Origin of the sequence: Jiangella alba, assembly GCF_900106035.1 — a bacterium.
GTDB lineage: Bacteria > Actinomycetota > Actinomycetes > Jiangellales > Jiangellaceae > Jiangella > Jiangella alba.
Genome location: NZ_FNUC01000004.1, coordinates 1933533 through 1952343 on the forward strand (window position 1 = coordinate 1933533; position 18811 = coordinate 1952343).

General features: G+C 72.1%; 24 protein-coding genes. 10 read left to right on the top strand and 14 right to left on the bottom strand.

The genetic code is table 11. From position 1 onward, the window contains the following. Positions 1-427: 427 nt before the first annotated feature. On the bottom strand, positions 428-1555 hold the full coding sequence (gene serC / locus BLV02_RS26860; RefSeq protein WP_069108799.1) for a phosphoserine transaminase: 1128 nt from the start codon (positions 1553-1555) through the stop codon (positions 428-430). Positions 1556-1701: 146 nt separating this feature from the next. Then, entirely contained in the window at positions 1702-2808 is a 1107-nt protein-coding gene (locus BLV02_RS26865) for a citrate synthase 2 (RefSeq protein ID WP_069108798.1), read from the bottom strand. A gap of 169 nt (positions 2809-2977) precedes the next feature. On the opposite strand from BLV02_RS26865, the gene pdxH reads away from it, so the two are divergent. Then, positions 2978-3649, top strand: coding sequence for a pyridoxamine 5'-phosphate oxidase (pdxH, locus tag BLV02_RS26870; RefSeq protein ID WP_218133513.1), 672 nt, complete (start codon positions 2978-2980; stop codon positions 3647-3649). A gap of 949 nt (positions 3650-4598) precedes the next feature. Here the strand turns inward: pdxH and BLV02_RS26875 are convergent. Next, positions 4599-5276, bottom strand: coding sequence for a hypothetical protein (locus tag BLV02_RS26875; RefSeq protein ID WP_074946697.1), 678 nt, complete (start codon positions 5274-5276; stop codon positions 4599-4601). A gap of 57 nt (positions 5277-5333) precedes the next feature. Here BLV02_RS26875 and nagA point away from each other — a divergent pair, with 57 nt between their 5' ends. Next, a complete protein-coding gene (gene nagA, locus BLV02_RS26880; RefSeq protein WP_069108796.1) occupies positions 5334-6464 on the top strand; it encodes an N-acetylglucosamine-6-phosphate deacetylase in 1131 nt (376 codons plus the stop codon). Here the strand turns inward: nagA and BLV02_RS26885 are convergent. The 3 genes from BLV02_RS26885 to BLV02_RS26895 all read right to left on the bottom strand — a co-directional run bounded on the left by BLV02_RS26885 (position 6456) and on the right by BLV02_RS26895 (position 8210). Then, positions 6456-7049, bottom strand: a complete 594-nt coding sequence (locus tag BLV02_RS26885) for a 2'-5' RNA ligase family protein (protein ID WP_083288168.1) — start codon at positions 7047-7049, stop codon at positions 6456-6458. The genes nagA and BLV02_RS26885 overlap by 9 nt on opposite strands. An 85-nt stretch (positions 7050-7134) precedes the next feature. Next, a complete protein-coding gene (locus tag BLV02_RS26890; RefSeq protein ID WP_069108795.1) occupies positions 7135-7422 on the bottom strand; it encodes a hypothetical protein in 288 nt (95 codons plus the stop codon). Continuing rightward, positions 7419-8210, bottom strand: a complete 792-nt coding sequence (locus BLV02_RS26895) for a ParA family protein (RefSeq protein WP_216093915.1) — start codon at positions 8208-8210, stop codon at positions 7419-7421. The genes BLV02_RS26890 and BLV02_RS26895 overlap by 4 nt, the downstream gene beginning before the upstream one ends. A 200-nt stretch (positions 8211-8410) precedes the next feature. Here BLV02_RS26895 and BLV02_RS26900 point away from each other — a divergent pair, with 200 nt between their 5' ends. Beyond that, the gene (locus BLV02_RS26900; RefSeq protein WP_069108793.1) at positions 8411-9094 is read left to right on the top strand and encodes an iron-dependent transcriptional repressor DtxR; all 684 of its coding nucleotides are present in this window, start codon (positions 8411-8413) and stop codon (positions 9092-9094) included. After that, the gene (locus BLV02_RS26905) at positions 9091-9414 is read left to right on the top strand and encodes a rhodanese-like domain-containing protein (RefSeq protein ID WP_197682473.1); all 324 of its coding nucleotides are present in this window, start codon (positions 9091-9093) and stop codon (positions 9412-9414) included. Before BLV02_RS26900 ends, BLV02_RS26905 begins: the two co-directional genes overlap by 4 nt. Positions 9415-9478: 64 nt before the next feature. On the opposite strand, the gene BLV02_RS26910 is transcribed toward BLV02_RS26905, so the two are convergent. From BLV02_RS26910 to BLV02_RS26920, 3 genes are all read right to left on the bottom strand, one after another. Continuing rightward, a complete protein-coding gene (locus BLV02_RS26910) occupies positions 9479-9739 on the bottom strand; it encodes a hypothetical protein (protein WP_141711326.1) in 261 nt (86 codons plus the stop codon). 81 nt (positions 9740-9820) lie between these two features. Then, positions 9821-10765, bottom strand: coding sequence for a ribose-phosphate diphosphokinase (locus tag BLV02_RS26915; RefSeq protein WP_069108791.1), 945 nt, complete (start codon positions 10763-10765; stop codon positions 9821-9823). Between the two features lie 79 nt (positions 10766-10844). Beyond that, positions 10845-11315, bottom strand: coding sequence for a MarR family winged helix-turn-helix transcriptional regulator (locus BLV02_RS26920; protein WP_141711325.1), 471 nt, complete (start codon positions 11313-11315; stop codon positions 10845-10847). A 51-nt stretch (positions 11316-11366) separates the two neighbouring features. Between BLV02_RS26920 and BLV02_RS26925 the strand changes: the two genes are divergently transcribed. The 6 genes from BLV02_RS26925 to BLV02_RS26950 all read left to right on the top strand — a co-directional run bounded on the left by BLV02_RS26925 (position 11367) and on the right by BLV02_RS26950 (position 15821). Next, positions 11367-11843: a VOC family protein gene (locus BLV02_RS26925; RefSeq protein ID WP_069108789.1), complete on the top strand. Its 477-nt coding sequence runs from the start codon at positions 11367-11369 to the stop codon at positions 11841-11843. 25 nt (positions 11844-11868) lie between these two features. Then, positions 11869-12249, top strand: coding sequence for a VOC family protein (locus BLV02_RS26930; protein WP_074946699.1), 381 nt, complete (start codon positions 11869-11871; stop codon positions 12247-12249). An 87-nt stretch (positions 12250-12336) separates the two neighbouring features. Beyond that, on the top strand, positions 12337-13644 hold the full coding sequence (locus BLV02_RS26935) for an erythromycin esterase family protein (protein WP_171906611.1): 1308 nt from the start codon (positions 12337-12339) through the stop codon (positions 13642-13644). Between the two features lie 16 nt (positions 13645-13660). Continuing rightward, positions 13661-14383, top strand: coding sequence for a helix-turn-helix transcriptional regulator (locus BLV02_RS26940; RefSeq protein ID WP_069108787.1), 723 nt, complete (start codon positions 13661-13663; stop codon positions 14381-14383). 54 nt (positions 14384-14437) lie between these two features. Next, on the top strand, positions 14438-15256 hold the full coding sequence (locus BLV02_RS26945) for an alpha/beta fold hydrolase (RefSeq protein WP_069108786.1): 819 nt from the start codon (positions 14438-14440) through the stop codon (positions 15254-15256). A 1-nt stretch (position 15257) separates the two neighbouring features. Further along, the gene (locus tag BLV02_RS26950) at positions 15258-15821 is read left to right on the top strand and encodes a dihydrofolate reductase family protein (protein ID WP_069108785.1); all 564 of its coding nucleotides are present in this window, start codon (positions 15258-15260) and stop codon (positions 15819-15821) included. A gap of 6 nt (positions 15822-15827) precedes the next feature. Here BLV02_RS26950 and BLV02_RS26955 read toward each other — a convergent pair whose 3' ends face one another. From BLV02_RS26955 to BLV02_RS26975, 5 genes are all read right to left on the bottom strand, one after another. Then, positions 15828-16274, bottom strand: a complete 447-nt coding sequence (locus tag BLV02_RS26955; RefSeq protein ID WP_069108784.1) for an SRPBCC family protein — start codon at positions 16272-16274, stop codon at positions 15828-15830. Between the two features lie 95 nt (positions 16275-16369). Next, on the bottom strand, positions 16370-16708 hold the full coding sequence (locus tag BLV02_RS26960) for an ArsR/SmtB family transcription factor (RefSeq protein ID WP_069108783.1): 339 nt from the start codon (positions 16706-16708) through the stop codon (positions 16370-16372). Further along, complete coding sequence (locus BLV02_RS26965) at positions 16705-17172, bottom strand: SRPBCC family protein (RefSeq protein ID WP_069108782.1); 468 nt, start codon at positions 17170-17172, stop codon at positions 16705-16707. Before BLV02_RS26965 ends, BLV02_RS26960 begins: the two co-directional genes overlap by 4 nt. An 80-nt stretch (positions 17173-17252) precedes the next feature. Beyond that, positions 17253-17792, bottom strand: coding sequence for a GNAT family N-acetyltransferase (locus tag BLV02_RS26970; RefSeq protein ID WP_141711324.1), 540 nt, complete (start codon positions 17790-17792; stop codon positions 17253-17255). A 34-nt stretch (positions 17793-17826) separates the two neighbouring features. After that, positions 17827-18726: an IS982 family transposase gene (locus tag BLV02_RS26975; protein ID WP_074946532.1), complete on the bottom strand. Its 900-nt coding sequence runs from the start codon at positions 18724-18726 to the stop codon at positions 17827-17829. Positions 18727-18811 lie beyond the last annotated feature (85 nt).

The window sequence follows — 18811 nt, forward strand, 5'->3', positions numbered from 1 at the left end:
GACGAGCACCATGAGGACCAGGACCGCGGTCACCAGTTGCCGGGTGGTCTTCGGGCGCACCGTGGCCGCCTCCTTCACAGGGTCGTCGGGGTCAGCTTACGCGTCGCTCTCGGCGCGCCGAACCGCTGGTCGTCGCGGTGAATTCACCATTCCGTGACCAATCCAATGACTAATTGATCTGACGTTGCAAATACGTTGCGTGCGAGCCTCCTGCCAGCACGGATCGCGTTCTACTGCCGTAGATTGCTGACCGCGTGGCCGACCGTCAGAGGGACCGAACGGATGATCCCCATAGTCGTCGCTGACCTCTATGGTTGTGTCAGGAACACGACGGGGGAATGGGTTCCTGCGAGTAAGTGGAACCAACAACGCGCCCGGCCGCTGACACGAATCGCGGCCGGGCGTTGTTATTGACAGCTTCGGTGACCTACGCGCCGAGCTTCTCGACGACGAAATCGATGCACGCGGTCAGCGCCTCGACGTCGGCGGGGTCGACCGCCGGGAACATCGCGACGCGCAGCTGGTTGCGGCCCAGCTTGCGGTACGGCTCGACGTCGACGATGCCGTTGGCGCGCAGCACCTTCGCCACCGCGGCGGCGTCGATGCTGTCGTCGAAGTCGATGGTGCCGACCACGAGCGAGCGCGCGCCGGGGTCGCTGACGTACGGCGTGGTGTACGGGGTCTTGTCGGCCCAGCTGTACAGGTGGCCCGACGACGCCGTGGTGCGGCCGACGGCGAACTCGAGGCCGCCGTTGCCGTTGAGCCAGTCGAGCTGCTCGGCCAGCAGGAACAGCGTCGCCACGGCCGGGGTGTTGTACGTCTGGTCCTTGGCCGAGTTGTCGACCGCGGTCGGGAGGTCGAGGAACGCCGGGACGTAACGGTCGGTGGCGGCGATCTGTTCGACCCGGGCCAGCGCGGCCGGCGAGAAGGCCGCGATCCAGAGCCCGCCGTCGGAGCCGAAGTTCTTCTGCGGCGCGAAGTAGTAGACGTCGGCCTGGGCAGGGTCGACCGGCAGGCCGCCCGCGCCGCTGGTGGCGTCGATGAGCACCAGTGCGTCGTCAGCGGCGCCCGGGACCCGGCGCACCGGCGCCATGACACCGGTGGAGGTCTCGTTGTGCGGCCACGCGTAGACGTCGACGCCGTCCTCGGTCACCGGCACGGGCAGCGAGCCCGGCTCGGCCTTGACGATGCTCGGCTCGTCGAGCCACGGCGCGGTCTTCGTGACGGTGCCGAACTTCGACGAGAACTCGCCGAAGGAGAGGTGCTGCGCCTTCTGGCGGACCAGGCCGAACGCGGCCGCGTCCCAGAACGCCGTGGTGCCGCCGTTGCCGAGCACGACCTGGTAGCCCTCGGGCAGGCCCAGCAGGGCGGCGACGCCCTCGCGGACGCGGCGGACCAGGTTCTTCACCGGCGCCTGCCGGTGCGAGGTGCCGAGGACGGCGCCGCCCTGGGCGGCGAGGGCGGCCAGCGCCTCGGGACGGACCTTGCTCGGGCCCGCGCCGAACCGGCCGTCGGCGGGCTTGAGGTCGTCGGGGATCTGCACAGTGTCGGTCATGGCTGCGCTCCGTGTCGGGTGTCCGGTGGGTTACGGAAGTGTGACGACACTGTCAGGTAGGCCATTGTGCCGCATGACCCCGGGCATGCGAGCGCCGGTCCGTCAGCTGACACGGACCGGCGCGTGGCGTCGTACGTTGCTGGTGGTCAGGCGGCCCAGGCAGGGCTCCAGCCGGGGACGGTGTCGGGGGTGCGGGCGCCCGGGCCGGTGTACTTGGCCGACGGGCGGACCAGCCGGCCGGTCTTCTTCTGCTCGAGGATGTGCGCGCACCAGCCGGCCGTGCGGGCCGAGGTGAACATCGACGTGAACATGTTCGCCGGGACCTCGGCGAAGTCGAGCACGATGGCGGCCCAGAACTCCACGTTGGTGGCGAGCACGCGGTCGGGCTTGCGCTCGTGCAGCTCCGAGAGCGCCGCCTTCTCGAACGCCTCGGCGACCTCGTAGCGGGGCGCGCCCAGCTCGCGGGCGACGCGGCGCAGCGTGCGGGCGCGGGGGTCCTCGGCGCGGTAGACGCGGTGACCGAAGCCCATGAGCCGCTCGCCGCGGTCGAGGATGCCCTTCACGTAGCCGACGGGGTCGCCGGTGCGCTCGATCTCCTCGATCATGGCCAGCACCCGCGACGGCGCGCCGCCGTGCAGCGGGCCGCTCATCGCGCCGACGGCCGCGGACAGCGACGCGGCGACGTCGGCGCCCGTGGACGCGACCACCCGCCCGGTGAACGTCGACGCGTTCATGCCGTGCTCGGCGGCCGATGTCAGGTACGCGTCGACGGCGGCGGTGTGGCGGGGGTCGGGCTCGCCGCGCCAGCGCACCATGAACTGCTCGACGATGCTGCCCGCCTGCGCCACGACGTCCTCGGGGACAGCCTCCTGGCCGGCCCCCACGCGCGCCGACTGGGCGACGAACGAGAGCATGGCGGACGCGCTGCGCGCCAGCTGGTCGCGGGCGTCGTCGTCGCTGGTGTCGAGCAGCGGCTGGAAGCCCCAGAGCGGCGCCAGCGTGGCGACCGAGCTCTGCACGTCGACCCGGACGTCGCCGGTGCGGACCGGCAGCTCCAGCGGCTCGGCCGCCGGCAGGCCGGGATCGAACGCGCCGTCGACCAGCAGACCCCACACGTTGCCGAACGGCACCCGGCCGACCAGGTCGTCGATGTCGACCCCGCGGTAGCGGAGCGCACCGCCTTCCTTGTCGGGCTCGGCGATCTGGGTCTCGAACGCTACGACACCCTCAAGGCCATGCTTGACCTCGGTCATTGACATCTCCATTCGTGGTGCGCTCGCGGGCCCCCACGACCATCATGCCCCGCAACTGGTGGCTCTCCACAAGTTGCGACAATGTGAATGTGCGGTTTCCCACAGTGGCCTCCGCCACGTCGCTGTGGTGGGCGGCGTTCTGTCTGGCGGGGGTGACAGAGTGGAGGACGTGGAGGAAGGACTGCCGCGCATGCGCCGCCGGTACACGTCCGGGCGGCTGCTCGAACGCGACCTCGCGCCCGACCCGTTCGACGAGTTCCGCGCCTGGCTGCACGACGCCGTCACCATGGGCATGGCCGAACCCAACGCCATGGTCCTCGGCACCACCGGCGCCGACGGCCGGCCCAGCAGCCGGACGGTGCTGCTCAAGGGCATCGACGACGGCGCGTTCGTGTTCTTCACCAACACCGCCTCGCGCAAGGCGACGGAGATCGCGGCCAACCCGTGGGTGTCGCTGTGCTTCCCGTGGATCGCCATGGAACGCCAGGTCCTCGTCTGCGGCGCCGCCTCGACGGTGTCCCGGGAGGCGACGCTGGCGTACTGGCTGACCCGGCCGCGCGAGTCCCAGATCGGAGCCTGGGCCAGCCACCAGTCGACGGTCATCGGGACGCGCGAGGTTCTGGAGGCGTCGGCCGCGGCGGTGGGCGAGCGGTTCCCCGGCGAGGTGCCGCTGCCCGACTTCTGGAGCGGCTACCGGGTCGTGCCGGACACCGTCGAGTTCTGGCAGGGCGGGGTGGCGCGGCTGCACGATCGGCTGCGGTATCGGCGTGCCTCCGGCGGCGAGGATTCTGCCTCCGGCGGCCAGGAGGACGCCTGGGTGGTGGAGCGGCTCGCACCCTGAGCGGGTTCGCGTGGGCCGGGCGCGCGTTGGCCGGGTATGCCGCGTTGGCCAACCCCCTGCTGCTCTCGATTGTCGGGAGCGCGGGCGGCCGCCTCAAGCGGACCTCATGGTTGGCGCTTCGCGCGTCGGAGGACCGCTTGACCCGGCCGTCCGCGCCCCCGTTCAAGCAGCGTCAGGGGGCCGGCCGAAAGAGGGCCTGGGCTTCCAGCTCTGCTGGGGTTCTGGTCCGCTGGCCACTCACTGGCCGTGGGCGGCGTTGGCTACCGGCTCCGCTTCGGGACCTGGTCCGCTGGCCGCTTGCGGCTATGAGTGCGTTTCGGCTGCCGGCTCCGCTCGGCGCGGGTTCGCTGGCCGCTGCCAGGTCTGCTCATGGGGTCGGCAGCGGGTCTGGTTCGGAGGTTGACGAGAACGCCAACTGTTGGCGTTCTCGTCAACACTCCGAAATGAGCTCGGCCCCACCCCGTAGAACCGGCGCCCCACCGCGGGGCTTCGCCGCGGACCGGACCTCCGATCCGGCGTGCTCGGCTCGGCTCGTCGTTCGCCGGCCGCCGTCCGGCCGGCTCGTTCTTGGCATGGCCACGTTGGGCCGGCCGGTGGCGCACCGGGCCTGACGCCCGCACCGGGAAACGTCCCTAGAAATGGGACGACCCGTGGGCTGCTTCCACGCTGAGCGACACAAGGTCGTCAGTCGTGGCCCGGACGGACCAGCGCCGGGAGCCCACGGGTCGGGTGACTGCTCGGTAGTGCCAGCAACCAAGCCGGCGAACCGCTGGGGTCACCCCCAAGTCCTGCGACGAGCAGGGCTGCTAGCGAGCAGCCACCTCACGAGTCCGATAGCTATTCATCTACTGGACCACCTCCTCTCCGTGTGCCCACCACGTTATGCGCCTACCCGACCCCGCGGCAACGCCTTTTTCGTGGGGTGAACGCGGGAACAAAACGGGGTGTGTCAGGCGATCGCGATCCAGGTCGAACGGGCCCGGCCGAGCACCCGGCCGTCGGCGCCGTAGAGAGTGGAGTCGGTCCAGGTCTTGCGGCCCTCGGTGCCGACGAGCGCGCCCATGACCAGGCACGATTCGCTGGGCAGCGGGAGGTCCGTGACGGCGGCGGTGATGCGGCCGAGCACCATGGGACGGCCCTCGATGGGCGCCGACCAGCCGCCTGGGCAGTCGAGAGCGGCCCAGACGAACTCGGGGGCGCCGGCGACGTCGGGGGCGACGGACCAGAGGCAGGCGGTGCGGCCGTCGCCGACGCGGCCGGGGAACAGGCGCAGGCCGTCCTCGGGGGAGCGGGCCGGGCCGCAGACGAAGCACTCGGGGAACGGGTGGGCGGTGAAGCCCGGGTACCGCGCCGAGATCTCCGCGACCTCGTCGACGGGGACGGGCGGGACGGCGGCGAGGTCGTCGGGGGCGGCGGCGACGACCGCGACCAGGGTGGAGCCGTCGGACAGCTCCAGGGCATCGGGCGCCGACGGCCGCACCGTCAGCGGTGTGTCGAGCGGCGGCGGCGTGCGCAGCGTGACCGTCGCCGGACCCTCGCCGAGGCGGCCCGCCAGCAGGCCGGCCACGTACCCGCCGTTGCCCGACGTCGTGGGACCGCGGAACCGGGACCGCACCGTCACCGTCATGGTGACCGAGGGTAGCGATACGGTGCGGACCGAGACGAAAGAGCCCGGGAGGAACGCATGACGGTGATCGCCGGTGCGCAGATGGTCACGCCCGACGGCGTGGTGCAGGACGGCTGGCTGCAGACCGACGGCGAGCGCATCGCCGCGCTCGGGTCCGGCCCGCCGCCGGCGAACGCCGACCGCGACCTCGGCGGACGCTGGCTCGTGCCCGGGTTCGTCGACATGCACACGCACGGCGGGGGCGGCGGCAGCGTGGTGGGCGCCGACGACGAGGCCGTGCGCACGTTCGTCGCCACGCACCGCCGCCACGGCACCACGTCCATTGTCGCGAGCCTGGTCACCGGTGAGTACGACGCGCTCGAGCACGACGTGCGGGTGCTGGCCGAGCTGACCGGCGAAGGGCTCGTCGCGGGCGTGCACCTGGAGGGGCCGTGGATTTCGCCGGCCCGCAAGGGCGCCCACGACGAGCGCGCCCTCCGCGTGCCCGAACCGGACGCCGTCGACCGTCTGCTCAAGGCCGGCAACGGCACGGTCCGCATGGTCACCCTCGCGCCCGAGCTCGACCACGGTCTCGACGCGGTGCGCGCGGTCGTCGCGGCGGGCGCCGTCGCCGCCGTCGGGCACACCGACGCGACCTACGACGTGACGAGGCAGGCGATCGACGCCGGCGCGACGGTCGCGACGCACCTGTTCAACGCGATGGCGCCGGTGCACCACCGCGACCCGGGCCCCATCGTGGCGCTGCTGGAGGACGAGCGGGTCACGGTCGAGTTGATCCTGGACGGCGTCCACCTGCACGCCGCCATCGCCCGCATGGTGCGCAGCGCCGCCGGCCCGCAGCGCATCGCGCTGGTCACCGACGCCATGGACGCGACGGACATCGGCGACGGCGAGTACGTGCTCGGCGACATGGCGGTCCGGGTCCAGGACGGGGTCGCCCGGCTGGTCGAGGGCGGCTCCATCGCCGGCAGCACGCTCACCATGGACCACGCCTTCCGCTTCGCCGTCCAGCAGGCCGGGTTCACCGTGCCCGAGGCGGTGCGCGCGACGTCGGCCACGCCGGCCCGGCTGCTCGGCCTCGACGGCCGCACCGGCGCGCTCGTCCCCGGCCTCGACGCCGACCTCGTCGTGCTCGACGCCGACCTCGCCGTCGACGCCGTCATGGCCCGCGGGGAGTGGTCACCCTAGGGCGAAGCTGGCCAGCACACGGGACCGCTCCGGCTGGTACCACGCGAGGTCGACGCGGTCGGCGACGCAGGTGACGGGGACGGTGTCGCCCAGGGCGTCGCGGGTGGAGGCCACCGACACGTCCGCCGAGAGCTGGTCGAGGGTGAGGTGCGGCACGACGTCGGGGAACTCGCCGCCGTACGGCGGGCACTGCGGGAACGCCGCGACGAGCGCCTCGGTGAGCGCGCGGAACGGGTCGGCCGGCTCGGGCGCGAGGTAGACGATGCCGTTCGGGAACGTCTCCAGGCGGCGCAGCGTGAACGTGATCGGTTCCGCGGCCGCGGCGATGGCCGCCACGGTGTCCAGCGCGGCGGGATCGGGCGCCGGCAGGAACGGCGCCAGCGCCGTGATGTGCGCGTGCGTGAACGCCGGGTCGGGGGAGACGTACGCGCGGTCGTAGTGCTCGAACCGGCCGCGCACGAACGTCTCCAGTGCCGGAACGGGAACCTGCAGGACCGTGTAGCCCACCAAGGGTGTGTCTCCCGGGTCCGTGGCCTGCTGCGCGGCGCCCAGGCGGCGCCTCGCGGCGTTCTCGTCAGTCGTCATAGAACCCCGCTATGACTCCTTCCTCGGCCTTGCGAGGCATCCACCTGGACGCCGCTCGCGACGGCCGAGACCCGGGAGACACACCCTACTCATCGGCCCAGGCGCGCAGCACGTGCGCGGCCGCCTCCTCCGCCGTCCAGCCGTAGCCGTCGGCCTTGCGCCGCAGCCGCTTGCGGTCGCGCTTGGACAGCGCGACCACGACCTCGGCGTCGTCGTCGCCGGGGCGCGCCTTCTTCTTCTTGTGCTTCTTGACCGCCTTGGCGACGTCGGCTTCGTCGACGGAGAGCGAGGAGAGGTGCGGCGCGGCGGAGCGGACGGTGCCGTCGGGACGGCGGACGAGGGCCGGCCGCGGCGGAGGCAGCGACGAGCTCATCGGGACACCCCCTTCGAGAACGGTCCGGCGCCGGCCCGGGACGTGCTCAGCAGCAGCGCGAGGTAGCCGGCGAAGATGCGGCCGGCCTCGCGCGCGCCCGGCGACGGCCAGCGCTGCACCGGCACCCCGGCGCCCTGGGCGCGCGAGATGGCCGAGCGCTCAGGCAGCACGGGGTCGATGACGAGGTCGCGGTAGGCGGCGATCAGCTCGTCGAGGCGGTAGCGGTGCTCGGCGGAGCCGGCCCGGAACCGGTTGACGACGATGCCGGCCGGCCGCAGCCGCAGGTTGTGGGCGCTGCGGACGGCGTCGACGGCGTCGAGTGCCTGCTGGGCGCCGGCCAGCGCGAACGCCGTCGGCTCGGTGACGACGAGCGCGGTGTCGCTGGCCGCCAGCGCGTTGCGGGTCAGCTCGGCCAGGCTGGGCGGGCAGTCGATCAGCACGAGGTCGGCGTCGCGCAGGCCGGCCAGCGCGGTGCGCACGTGGTGGCGTCCGGCCGGGCCGTCGGGCGGATGGTTGCGCCGCTCCAGCGCGGGCTCGCCGGCGAGGACGCGGACCGGCTCGCCCCAGCCGCTGACGGCGAGCGCGTCGCCGATGGCCACGGGGTGGTCGCCGGTGAGGACGTCGTTGGCGGTGAACCGCACGCCGTCGGGCGCCAGCACGGTGGTGGCGTTGCCCTGAGGGTCGAGATCGACGACGACGCAACGCAGCTTCTGCGCGGCCGCCGCGCCGGCCAGCCCGAGCGTGACCGACGTCTTCCCGACGCCGCCCTTGAGGCTCAGGACGCTCACCACCGGCACCCCGTGAGTCTGTCACGAGGTGCGCCCCGGCGTCTCGGTCCGGAGCCCGGTGAGCGATCGAAACCGGAAACGAGACGCGGTCGCGATAAGCTCGACGTATCGACCCGAGACCCCGGCGGGTCGATCGGCGAACGACGGCACTACCAGCCGCAGCGCCATGGAAATCTGAGTGATGCGAGGAGAGCCGTCGGGTGAGCGACCTCATCGATACGACAGAGATGTACCTCAAGACGATCTTCGAGCTCGAAGAGGAAGGCATCGTCCCGCTCCGCGCGCGCATCGCCGAGCGGCTGCACCAGTCCGGTCCCACCGTCAGCCAGACCGTCGCCCGCATGGAACGCGACGGCCTGCTGCACGTCGACGAAGACCGTCACCTCGAGCTGTCCGAGAAGGGCCGGCTGCTGGCCATGCGCGTCATGCGCAAGCACCGCCTGGTCGAGCGGCTGCTGGTCGACGTCATCGGGCTCGACTGGGAGCTGGTGCACAACGAGGCCTGCCGCTGGGAGCACGTGGTCTCCGAGGCGGTCGAACGCCGCCTCGTCGACCTCCTGCACGAGCCGGCCGCCGACCCCTACGGCAACCCGATCCCGGGTCTGGCCGAGCTCGGCAGCTCCACCGAGGTCGAAGAGTTCCGTTCCGGCGTCCGGCAGCTGCGCCAGGCCGGCACCACCGACGGCGCCGAGGTCGTCGTCCGGCACATCGGCGAGCCGTTGCAGGTCGACGAGAAGCTGCTGGCCAGCCTGCGCGAGGCCGAGATCGTCCCGGGCCGCACCGTGCGCGCCACCACCACCGACAACGGCGTGCAGGTGCGCAGCACCGAGACCGTCGAACTGTCCGCGGCCGACGCCTCGCACATCTTCGTGAGCGTCCCGTGAGCGCCGCCGAGGTCACCGTCGACGAGCTGATGGCGGTGTGGAAGGACGGCGGCGCCGCCATCGTCGACGTCCGCGAGCCGGGCGAGTACGTCGAGGCGCACATCCCGGGCGTGCAGCTGATCCCCATGGGGTCGGTCATCGAGCAGATCGACGACATCCCGCGCGACCGCACCGTCTACCTCGTGTGCGCGGTCGGCGGGCGCAGCGGCCAGGTGGCCGACTACCTCGACGCGCAGGGCTACGACGTCCGCAACGTCGCCGGCGGCACCCAGGCATGGGTTCGCGCCGGGCACCCGGTCGAGACCGGCCTGCCGGAGTAGCCAGGAGACGATCATGCAGCGGGCGGCCGGATTCGGCCGCCCGCTTGCTGTTGTCGGGGACTGATCAGACGCGGCGGACGTGCCGTACCAGCATCGCCGGGGTGTCGCGGGCCCCTCGGCCCTGCGGCGCCACGACGCCGGTGATCTCGACGTCGTCGCCCAGTTCGGCGGCGTTGTCGAACGGGCCGAGCAACTCGAACCGCTCGCCGGCGGCATCGAGCTCGAGGAACCCCTCACGCTGGGCGAGCACGAGCCTGCCCCGGCGGGTGACAGCGGTGAGCGGGTCGGCGAAGTCCGTCATGGTCTCGAACTGACTCCTCGTCATGAGCACTGAGTATGGATGGCGGGTTCGGGCGCCGTCTGGGAAATGCCCGGATTGGTCCCCGATATGCGCGTGAGCTGCCTCTCACGCGTCGTGGAAGAGCGCGCTCACCGACTCGCCGTTGTGGATGCGGCGGATCGCCTCCGCGAGCAGCGGCGCCACGGACAGCACCGTCAGCTTCGGGTGGGCGGCGCCGTCGGCGAGTGGCACGGTGTTGGTGCAGACGATCTCCTCGACGTCCGGCTGGTCGCCGAGGCGGCGCAGCGCGTCGTCGGCGAACAGGCCGTGCGTGCAGGCGATGCGGATGGACCGGGCGTCGCGTTCGCGCAGCCGCTCCATCAGCTCGATCAGCGTGCTGCCCTTCGCGATCTCGTCGTCGAGCACGATGATGTCGCGGCCCTCGACCTCGCCGATGATGGCGGTGATCGTCACCTTGTCGTCGGCGAAGCGCTGCTTCGCGCCGGCCGCCACGGGCACGCCGAGCATGCGGGCGAACGCCGAGGCCGGCTTGGCGTTGCCGAGGTCGGGCGACACGACGACGGTGTTGGAGAGGTCGTGTCCCTGGAAGTGCGCCGCCAGCTCGCGCAGCGCGTGCAGCTGGTCGACCGGCACGCTGAAGAAGCCGTGCACCTGCGGCGAGTGCAGCGTCATCGCCAGCACGCGGTTGGCGCCGGCCGTGGTGAGGAGGTCGGCCATCAGCCGCCCGCCGATGGAGATGCGCGGCGCGTCCTTCTTGTCCGACCGCGCGTAGGCGTAGTGCGGCATGACGACGGTGGTGCGCGCGGCCGAGGCGCCCCGGGCGGCGTCGAGCATGAGGAACAGCTCGACCAGGTGCTCCTGGACCGGCGGGACGATCGGCTGGATCAGGAACACGTCGTGCTCGCGGCAGTTCGCCTGCAGCTGCACCTCGAGGCAGTCGTTGGCGAAGCGCTGGATGCGCACGGGGTTGAGGGAGGCGCCCAGCTGGGCGCAGATCTCGGCGGCCAGTTCCGGGTGGGCGCTGCCGCTGAAGACGGCGATGTCTCGCATGGTCGCTGCCCTCTCTCGCGTCGAGTCGGCGTGGTCGAGGTGTCGTCGGCCGGCTGCGGCTGCCGCCGCGGGCAGCATCTCACACGTGCGGGGCCCGGCCGTCATGCGGCGCGACGATCGCCGCGACGATCTCGCCGAGCTGGTCGATCTGCTCGGGCGTGAGCGGGTCGAAGAGGACGCCGCGGACCTCCTCGACGTGGCCCGGCGCGGCCTCGGCCAGCACCGCGAAGCCGTCGTCGGTGAGCGAGGCGACCGTGGTGCGGCCGTCGGTGTCGTGCTTGCGGCGACGCACCCAGCCGGCCTGCTCGAGCCGGGACACGGCGTGCGACAGCCGGCTCGGCGACGAGCCGACCAGGCGTGCCAGCCGCGTCATCGTCAGCTCGCGGTTCGGCGCCTCGGAGAGCATGGCGAGGATCATGTAGTAGGCGTGCGGCATGCCGGCGTCGCGTTGCAGCTGCCGGTCCAGGGAGGCCCACAGCAGCTGGTTGGCCAGCAGGTAGGTCCGCCACACCGTCTGTTCGTCCTCACTCAGCCACCGCGTCGACTTCACGTCGCACAGCATACGATGATGGTTGAAGGTTCAACTATCCGAGGAGGGGCTGTGGAGGTCAAGGAGCTGGGGCACCTCGTGCTCTACGTGCGCGACATCGGGCGGTCGGTGGCGTTCTACCGCGACGTGCTCGGCTGGCGGCAGGTGCTGCCGAAGCCGGACGGCGCCGGGTCCGGCCCGCTGCCCATGCCGTTCGCCATGTTCAACGCGCCGTCGGGCCGCACCCACCACGAGCTGCTGCTGATCGAGGTCGGCCCCGACGCGGCGGGGCTGCCGGCCGGGCGGCGGGTCGGGCTGTACCACTTCGGCCTGAAGATCGGCACGTCCGACGACGAGCTGCGGGCGGCGCTGCGGACGCTGCAGGAGGCCGGCGCGACGGTGCTCGGCGCCACCGACCACGTGGTGACGCACAGCCTCTACATCGCCGACCCCGACGGCAACGAGATCGAGCTGTACGTCGACGTGCCCGGCATGGACTGGGACGACGCGGAGCTGCTGGCCTCGCCACCGCGTGCGCTCCAGCTCTGACGGGGCGCCGCCCTAGGGTGGGCCGATGATCGCTGCCATCATCGGCGTCGTCGTCGACTGCCCCGACCCGAGGGAGCTCGCGCCGTTCTACGAGGCGCTGCTCGGTGCGCGACGCACTCGCGACACCCCTGACTGGGTCGAGCTCGAGGCCGGCCCGCTGACCCTGTCGCTGCAGCGCACCCGGCATTTCATCGCACCCGATTGGCGCCGCGGCGACCCGCCTCAGCAGCTGCATCTCGACCTCACCGTCACCGATCTCGATGTCGGCGAACGGCGGGTGGTCGAGCTCGGCGGCTCGGTGCTCGAATCGTCGGACAAACCGATCGGGTACCGGGTGTTCGCCGACCCCGTCGGTCATCCGTTCTGCCTCGTGACGCCGGAGGGCATCGCGCCGTACGTCACCTGACGTAGGCGCGATGCCGCATCCTGACGGATGTGTGCGAGCAGCGCGCACGCGAGCGTGGGGTTCCACACACCCGCTCAGGAGGTATCCGTGAGAACCCGTAGCACCATGCTCGGCCTCGCCGCCGGCGCGGCCGCGCTCGCCCTGGTGGCGACGGGCGTGCCGGCGACGGCCGCGCCCGCGTCGCCGGAGCCCGTCGCGCCGGTCACCCGGTGGGCCGAGCGGCACGCCGTCCCCGTCCCCGACGATCCGGCCCGGCCCGGACGCGACCTCCTGACGGTGGCCGCCGCCACCGCCGGCGCACGGGTGATCGGGCTCGGCGAGCCCGGACACCTGATCGGCGAGGTCACCGAGCTGAAGGCGCGCTACCTGCGCCACCTCGTCACGTACGGAGGCGTCCGCGCGGTCGCGTTCGAGATGGACTGGACCGCGGCGCTGCCCCTGAACGACTACGTGCTCGGCCGCCGCGACGACCTCGAGGCCGTGCTGGGCACGCTGGAGGACATCTGGCAGACCACCGAGATCCGCGACCTGTTCCAGTGGCTGCGCCGGTACAACGACACGCACGCCGGCGACGTCGAGGTGGCCGGGGCGGAGTACTTCGCGACCGGGCTGGCCGCCTACGACGCCGTCGCGGACTACGTCGCCGCGAACGCGCCGGACCGGACGGCCGACCTGGAGGCGCAGTACGAGTGGGTGGAGCCCGAGGACGACGACATCGGCGCGCACCTGGGCACCTACATGGCGGAGCCGGACAAGGCGCCGTACGTCCAGGCCGCGTACGAGGTCGAGCGCATCGTCGCGTCCATCGACCCCGGGCCCGGGCACGAGGTCGTCGCGCAGCACGCGCGGCAGATCCGGTTCTGGTACGAGGCGTTCAGCCTGCCGTGGGGCGACATCCCCACCTACCGCGACGCCCGGGCGGCCGAGAACGTGCGCTGGTGGCAGCGGCACACGGACGCACGCACCGTCTACTGGGCGGCCTCGGCACACGTCGCCGACGCGCCACGGCTGACGCTCACCGAGCCGGGCGAGGACGACACCGTCTTCGCCAGCGCGGGCTCGTACCTCGAGGACTGGTACGGCCGCGGCTACGTGCCGATCGGGTTCACCTTCGACCACGGCACCCACCGGACCGGCGACGGCGCCACCGTCGAGCTGCCGCCGGCGCTCGACGGCTGGTTCGAGCGGCCGCTCGGCGACGTCGACGCGGACCGGTTCGTGCTGCGGATCGACCGGGCCGGCCCGCCCGCGGTGCGCGACTGGCTCGACGCCCCGCTCGTGACGCGCGGCCGGCCCGAGTACGGCGTCGCGTCGATCGCGTACGGCGGCACCCTGGGCGAGTGGTTCGACGTCGTCGTCCACACCCAGGCGGTCACCCCGGCCCAGCCGCTCTGACGCCGGGGCCCGCGGCATGCCGATCGAGAGCGGTCATCGCGCGTCGGACTCGCCCTACGTGGCACGGGTCTGGTGGGGTCGCACGTCCGGCACCGGGCGGATGACCTCGGTCGCGTCGTCGACCTGGGAGCTGGTGTTCTGGACCGACGGCGGCGTCGTGCACGCCGGCGTCCGCGGGCCCGAGACGTCCGCGTCCACCGCGGAGATCACCGGCGACTCGGAGGCGTTCGGCATCGCGTTCGCGCACGGCACGTCGATGCCGCGGCTGCCCATCGCCGAGCTCGTCGACGGCGAGCTGGAGATGTCGCGGGTCACCGCCCGGACGTTCGCGCTGGGCGGCGACGAGTGGGAGATCCCCGGCATGGACGACGCCGAGGCGCTGGTCCAGCGGCTGGTGCGCGACGGCGTGATCGTCCGCGATCCGATGGTCGACGAGGTCGTGTGGGGCGGCATCGCCCGCGTGGGTGCCAGGTCGGTGCAGCGGCGGGTGGCCGCCGCCACCGGCCTCACCCAGGGCGCGATCCGGCAGATCGAACGCGCCCGCCTGGCCGCGATGCTGCTCGGCGAGGGTGCGGAGCCGCTCGACGTCGTGCACCGGTGCGGCTACTACGACCAGCCGCACCTGGCGCGTTCGCTGCAGCGGTTCATCGGCCGCACCGCGACCCAGCTGCGGCAGGGCGACGCCGACGACGACGTGCTGTCGCTCCTGTACAAGCCCGAGGACGCGGACGGTCCCTAGCGTCGTTCATGGCGGTGACGGACACCGCAGGACCGGACGAAGGGCCTGACGACCATGCACCACGGCACGATCACCTCGGCCGACGGCACCCGCATCGCCTACACGGCGTGGGGCGCCGGCCACCCGATCGTCATCATCGACGGCGTGACCGCCTATCGCGCCACCACCCCCGAGAACGCGCCGACGGCGGAACTGCTCGCCGACGAGTTCCTCGTGATCAACTACGACCGCCGCGGCCGCGGCGAGAGCGGCGACACCCTGCCCTACGCCGTCGAGCGCGAGTTCGACGACCTCGCCGCGATCATCGACCAGGCCGGCGGAGGCGGCCCGGCGACGGTGTTCGGCTGGTCCTCCGGCGGCAACCTCGCGCTCAACGCGGCACAGGCCGGCGCCCCGATCGCCCGCATCGCGCTGTTCGAGCCGAACGCCGTCGTCGACGACACCCGCCCGCCGCTGCCGGCCGACTACGTCGACCAGGTCGAGGCCGCCGTCGCCGCGGGCCGGCCCGGCGACGCCGTCGCCCTGTTCCTGACCGCGGCGGTCCTCCTGCCGGACGAGATGGTCGCCGAGCTGCGTCAGGACCCCGCGGAGTGGCCTGTGCTCGAGGCGGTCGCGCCCACCATCGCCTACGACGGCCGCAACGTCGGCGACGCGATGTCGGGCAGGCCGCTGCGGGCCGGCCTCTGGGACCGCGTCGACGTGCCGGTCCTCGTCATGAACGGCAAGGACACCTGGCCGTTCCTCGCCACGGCGGCAGAGGCCATCGCCAGGCACCTGCCCACCGCGACGCACCGGGTCGTCCCGGGCGAGGAGCACAGCACGACGCCCGAGGTGCTCGCCGCCGAGCTCCGCGCGTTCGTCAAGGAGGCCTGACATGGGAACGATCGTGCTCACCGAGTTCATCTCGCTCGACGGCGTCGTCGAGGCGCCCGGCGGCGAGGACTTCAAGTACCAGGACTGGAGCTTCGAGTTCGACCGCGGCGCCGACGGCGAGCGGTTCAAGGAGACCGAGGCGCTCGGCTCCACCGCGCTGCTGCTGGGGCGCGCCACCTACGACGGGTTCTCCGAGGCCTGGCCGCAGTACGAGGGCGAGCTCGCCGACAAGTACAACAGCATGCCCAAGTACGTCGTCTCCAGCACGCTCACCAACCCGACCTGGCCCAACACCACCGTGCTCTCCGGCGACCTCGTCGAGGAGGTGACCCGGCTCAAGCGGGACGTCGACGGCGAGATCTCGGTGGCCGGCAGCATCCGGCTGGCCCAGGGGCTGCTGGCGCACGACCTCGTCGACGAGATCCACCTCATGACGTTCCCCGTCGTCCTGGGCCACGGCCGCAAGCTCTGGACCGCGACCCCGGACAAGCTCGTGTGGAAGCTGTCCGAGGCCACGACCTACGGCGACGGCGTCCTCGTGACCATCTACCAGCGCCGCAGCTAGGGATCCCTAGTGCCAGTTGCTGATCTGGACGTCGTCGGGCGCGGGGTGGCCGGAGCCGGTCTCGGCGAACTCCTTGAGGCTCATGAGGAACGTGGCCCACTTCGTGCTGCAGTGGTACATGAACTCGACCGGCTCCCGCCAGCCCTCGTGCTTGAACAGCACGACGGTGAAGTCGTCCTCCTGCTTGAGGTCGAAGCGGATCCGGGTCCCGATCCACTCCGCCGGGCCGTCGACGACCTCCCAGCGCACCAGCTCGGCGGGGACGGTCTCGAGCACCTTCATGTCGAAACCGTCCTCGCCGTGCGGCGCGTCGAAGCGGAACCTGATGACGTCGTCGCCGGCGTCTTTGGTCTTGACGGTCCACCAGCCGGCCAGCCCGTCGATCGTGGTGAGGGCCGCGTAGACGGTGCCGGGCGTGGTGGTCGCGCCGATGCGGTGCAGGATCTCGGCCATGGTGTGTCCTCTTCCTGAGGTGGCGCCCGGTGTCCGGGCGCGCTTCGGTAGCGCCGCCACGGTCGTGACGGCGAGTGGGTCCGGGCGCCGGGGGGTCAGCCCTGACGTCGGCGCTGGATCGCCTCGGAGATGCGCTTGATGCGGCCCAGCCGGGCGTCCCAGGTGGCGCCGACGGAGGTCAGCTGGGCGACCGCGCGGGCCAGTTGGGACTCGTCGACGTCGTAGCGGCGTTCCCGGCCCGACGGCGTGCCGTGCACGAGCCCGACGCGGTCGAGGACGCCGAGGTGCTTGGCGACCGCCTGCCGCGACACCGGCAGCCGTTCGCTCAGCGTCGTCGCCGTGCCTCCGCCGCCGGCCAGCAGCAGGTCGAGGATGCGCCGCCGGGTCGGGTCGCCGACCGCCGACCAGAGCTCGTCGTCGATCGGGCCGGTCATGGCGCCGACACCAGGCGGTCGACGTAGGCGACGAGGCGCGGCAGGAAGTGGTCCCAGCCGGCGACGTTGCCGCGGTACATCTCCTCGAGCACGGCCGCCTCCCAGCCGCGTTCGCGGAATCCGGTCTCGCGGAACCGCACCAGCGTGCCGGTGCCGGACGGCTCGAGGTCGAACGTCACCAGCAGCGAGTTGCCCGCCGTCGCCGCGGCGTCGTCGTCGTAGACCCAGCGGAACGCGAACCGCCGCGGCGGGTCGGCCTCGACGACGGTGATCGCCTCGACCTTGGCGTCGGGCCCGGCCGGGTCGCCGAAGGTGATGGAGCCCGTGGCGCCGGGGACCGCGGCGCCCAGCTCGGCGTCGTCGGGCCACCATTCGCGCAGGTGCTCGGGCATGCTGAGGACCTCGTAGACGATCTCGGGAGCGGCCTCGATGTGGAGCTCCCGTTCGATGCTGCCGTACTCCATCGCGCTGTCCCGTCTTCTCGCAACTAGTGGTTGCGTATGACTGTAGAACGGCAGGTCCCGATGCGCAACCCTTGGTTGCGTTACGGCTGGAGGGTGAGCGTGGCGCGGCGGGCCGGCGTCTCGCCGGCAGCGGTGGCGCGGTTGCCGGACGGCTCGGCCGGCGGCCCGACGGTGAACCCGAGCGTGCGCAGGAACGCCTGCCCCGGCGGCCATGCGTTGTGCGCCGACGCGGTGACGGTGTCGAGGCCGCTCTCGCGCGCCTCGTCGAGCAGGACGCGGGCGACGGCGGCGCCGACGCCGCGGCCGCGGTGCGACGGCGCCACGAGGAACAGGCCCACCGCGACGGCGGTGCGGTGCGGGTGCCCGAGCACGGCGTCGATCAGCCCGACGATCTTCTCGCCGTCGCGGATCGTGAACAGCCGCTTGTCCTCGAACGACGCGCCCTCGGGCAGCGCGTAGAACAGACTCTGCACGTCGCCCGGTCCGGACGGGCCGCCGGTGGTCGCCTCGAACCAGTCGTCGCAGGCGGCGAAGAGCTCCAGCAGCCCGGGCTCGTCGTCGGGCTCCAGTTGCTCGCGGACGACGAGGCGCCCGGTTGCGGTGGCGACGGTCCAGATCACGCGTTCACCCTAGATGAGTGAGTCCGATTGATCGTTAGTGGTCGTAGGCGATCAGGGATCGTTTGGCTTGGGTGCCGGTGTGCCAGTTGTGCCAGATCGCGGTGGCGAGGGCGAGTAGTCGTGCGGCGATGCGGGCGTGGACTCCGTTCAGGGTGCGGGCGCCGTGTTCCTCGAGGGTGAGCTGGCCTTTCAGGGTGTCGAAGACGGCTTCGATCCATTGGCGGACCCGGGCCAGTTTGCCCCGTCTGGTCGGTTCGTCTTTGCGGTCGGGGCGGATCAGGTGCGCGCCCAGGCTGGTGACGAACTGGTCGAAGTCGCGCCCGGCGAACCCTTTGTCGGCGAGGATGACCTGCCCGGACGCGACGAGGTGGTGGTCGTGGTCGAGGAGCGCTCGGGCGGCGTCGCGTTCGCCGATCTTGGGGTTGGCCAGGCCCCAGATGATCGGCATGCCCTCGGCGGTGGTGACCAGGTAGAGCCGGAATCCCCAGAAGTACCGCGAGTGACTGGCGCAGTAGCCGTAACCGGCGTGCCCGGCCAGGTCCGAGCGCTTCACCGTCTCCCGCGACGCCGCGCACGGCAGCGGGGTGGAATCCAGCAGCCGCAGATCGTCGTGCCAGGACGGCGTGTCCCGGGCCAGTTCGGTGATGACCGCGGCGAGCAGCCCTCCCAAGGACCGGAGTCGTTTGCCGTATCCGGACTGGCCGGGCAGGTAGGGGAACAGTCCGCCCAGCCGGGCGCGCGCGAACCGGACCCACCGCCGTTCCGACGCCACGCCGAGCAGCTGCTGCGCCACCGCCAGGGTGATCAGTTCACCGTCGGACAGCCCCGGCTTGCGGCCCGGCCGGTGATCACGCGACCACCCCAACACCGGGAAGACACGATCCTCGACATGGACATAGAGTGCGGTCAGGAGGGCGTCAAGATCATTGCTCACACACTGATCCTCGACGCCCTCCACCCATGTCTATCGACAGCGACACACCCACAAGATCAATAGGACTCACTCATCTAGGTGATGT

Bases quoted from the DNA above. Each gene is read 5' to 3' on its own strand.
- BLV02_RS26945 (WP_069108786.1), top strand. From the start codon at position 14,438: ATGCACCACGGCACGATCACCTCGGCCGACGGCACCCGCATCGCCTAC.
- BLV02_RS26910 (WP_141711326.1), bottom strand. From the start codon at position 9,739: ATGACGAGGAGTCAGTTCGAGACCATGACGGACTTCGCCGACCCGCTC.
- BLV02_RS26875 (WP_074946697.1), bottom strand. From the start codon at position 5,276: ATGACGGTGACGGTGCGGTCCCGGTTCCGCGGTCCCACGACGTCGGGC.
- BLV02_RS26865 (WP_069108798.1), bottom strand. From the start codon at position 2,808: ATGACCGAGGTCAAGCATGGCCTTGAGGGTGTCGTAGCGTTCGAGACC.
- nagA (WP_069108796.1), top strand. From the start codon at position 5,334: ATGACGGTGATCGCCGGTGCGCAGATGGTCACGCCCGACGGCGTGGTG.
- serC (WP_069108799.1), bottom strand. From the start codon at position 1,555: ATGACCGACACTGTGCAGATCCCCGACGACCTCAAGCCCGCCGACGGC.
- BLV02_RS26955 (WP_069108784.1), bottom strand. From the start codon at position 16,274: ATGGCCGAGATCCTGCACCGCATCGGCGCGACCACCACGCCCGGCACC.
- BLV02_RS26915 (WP_069108791.1), bottom strand. From the start codon at position 10,765: ATGCGAGACATCGCCGTCTTCAGCGGCAGCGCCCACCCGGAACTGGCC.
- BLV02_RS26940 (WP_069108787.1), top strand. From the start codon at position 13,661: ATGCCGATCGAGAGCGGTCATCGCGCGTCGGACTCGCCCTACGTGGCA.
- BLV02_RS26950 (WP_069108785.1), top strand. From the start codon at position 15,258: ATGGGAACGATCGTGCTCACCGAGTTCATCTCGCTCGACGGCGTCGTC.
- BLV02_RS26890 (WP_069108795.1), bottom strand. From the start codon at position 7,422: ATGAGCTCGTCGCTGCCTCCGCCGCGGCCGGCCCTCGTCCGCCGTCCC.
- BLV02_RS26965 (WP_069108782.1), bottom strand. From the start codon at position 17,172: ATGGAGTACGGCAGCATCGAACGGGAGCTCCACATCGAGGCCGCTCCC.
- BLV02_RS26930 (WP_074946699.1), top strand. From the start codon at position 11,869: ATGATCGCTGCCATCATCGGCGTCGTCGTCGACTGCCCCGACCCGAGG.
- BLV02_RS26960 (WP_069108783.1), bottom strand. From the start codon at position 16,708: ATGACCGGCCCGATCGACGACGAGCTCTGGTCGGCGGTCGGCGACCCG.
- BLV02_RS26885 (WP_083288168.1), bottom strand. From the start codon at position 7,049: ATGACGACTGACGAGAACGCCGCGAGGCGCCGCCTGGGCGCCGCGCAG.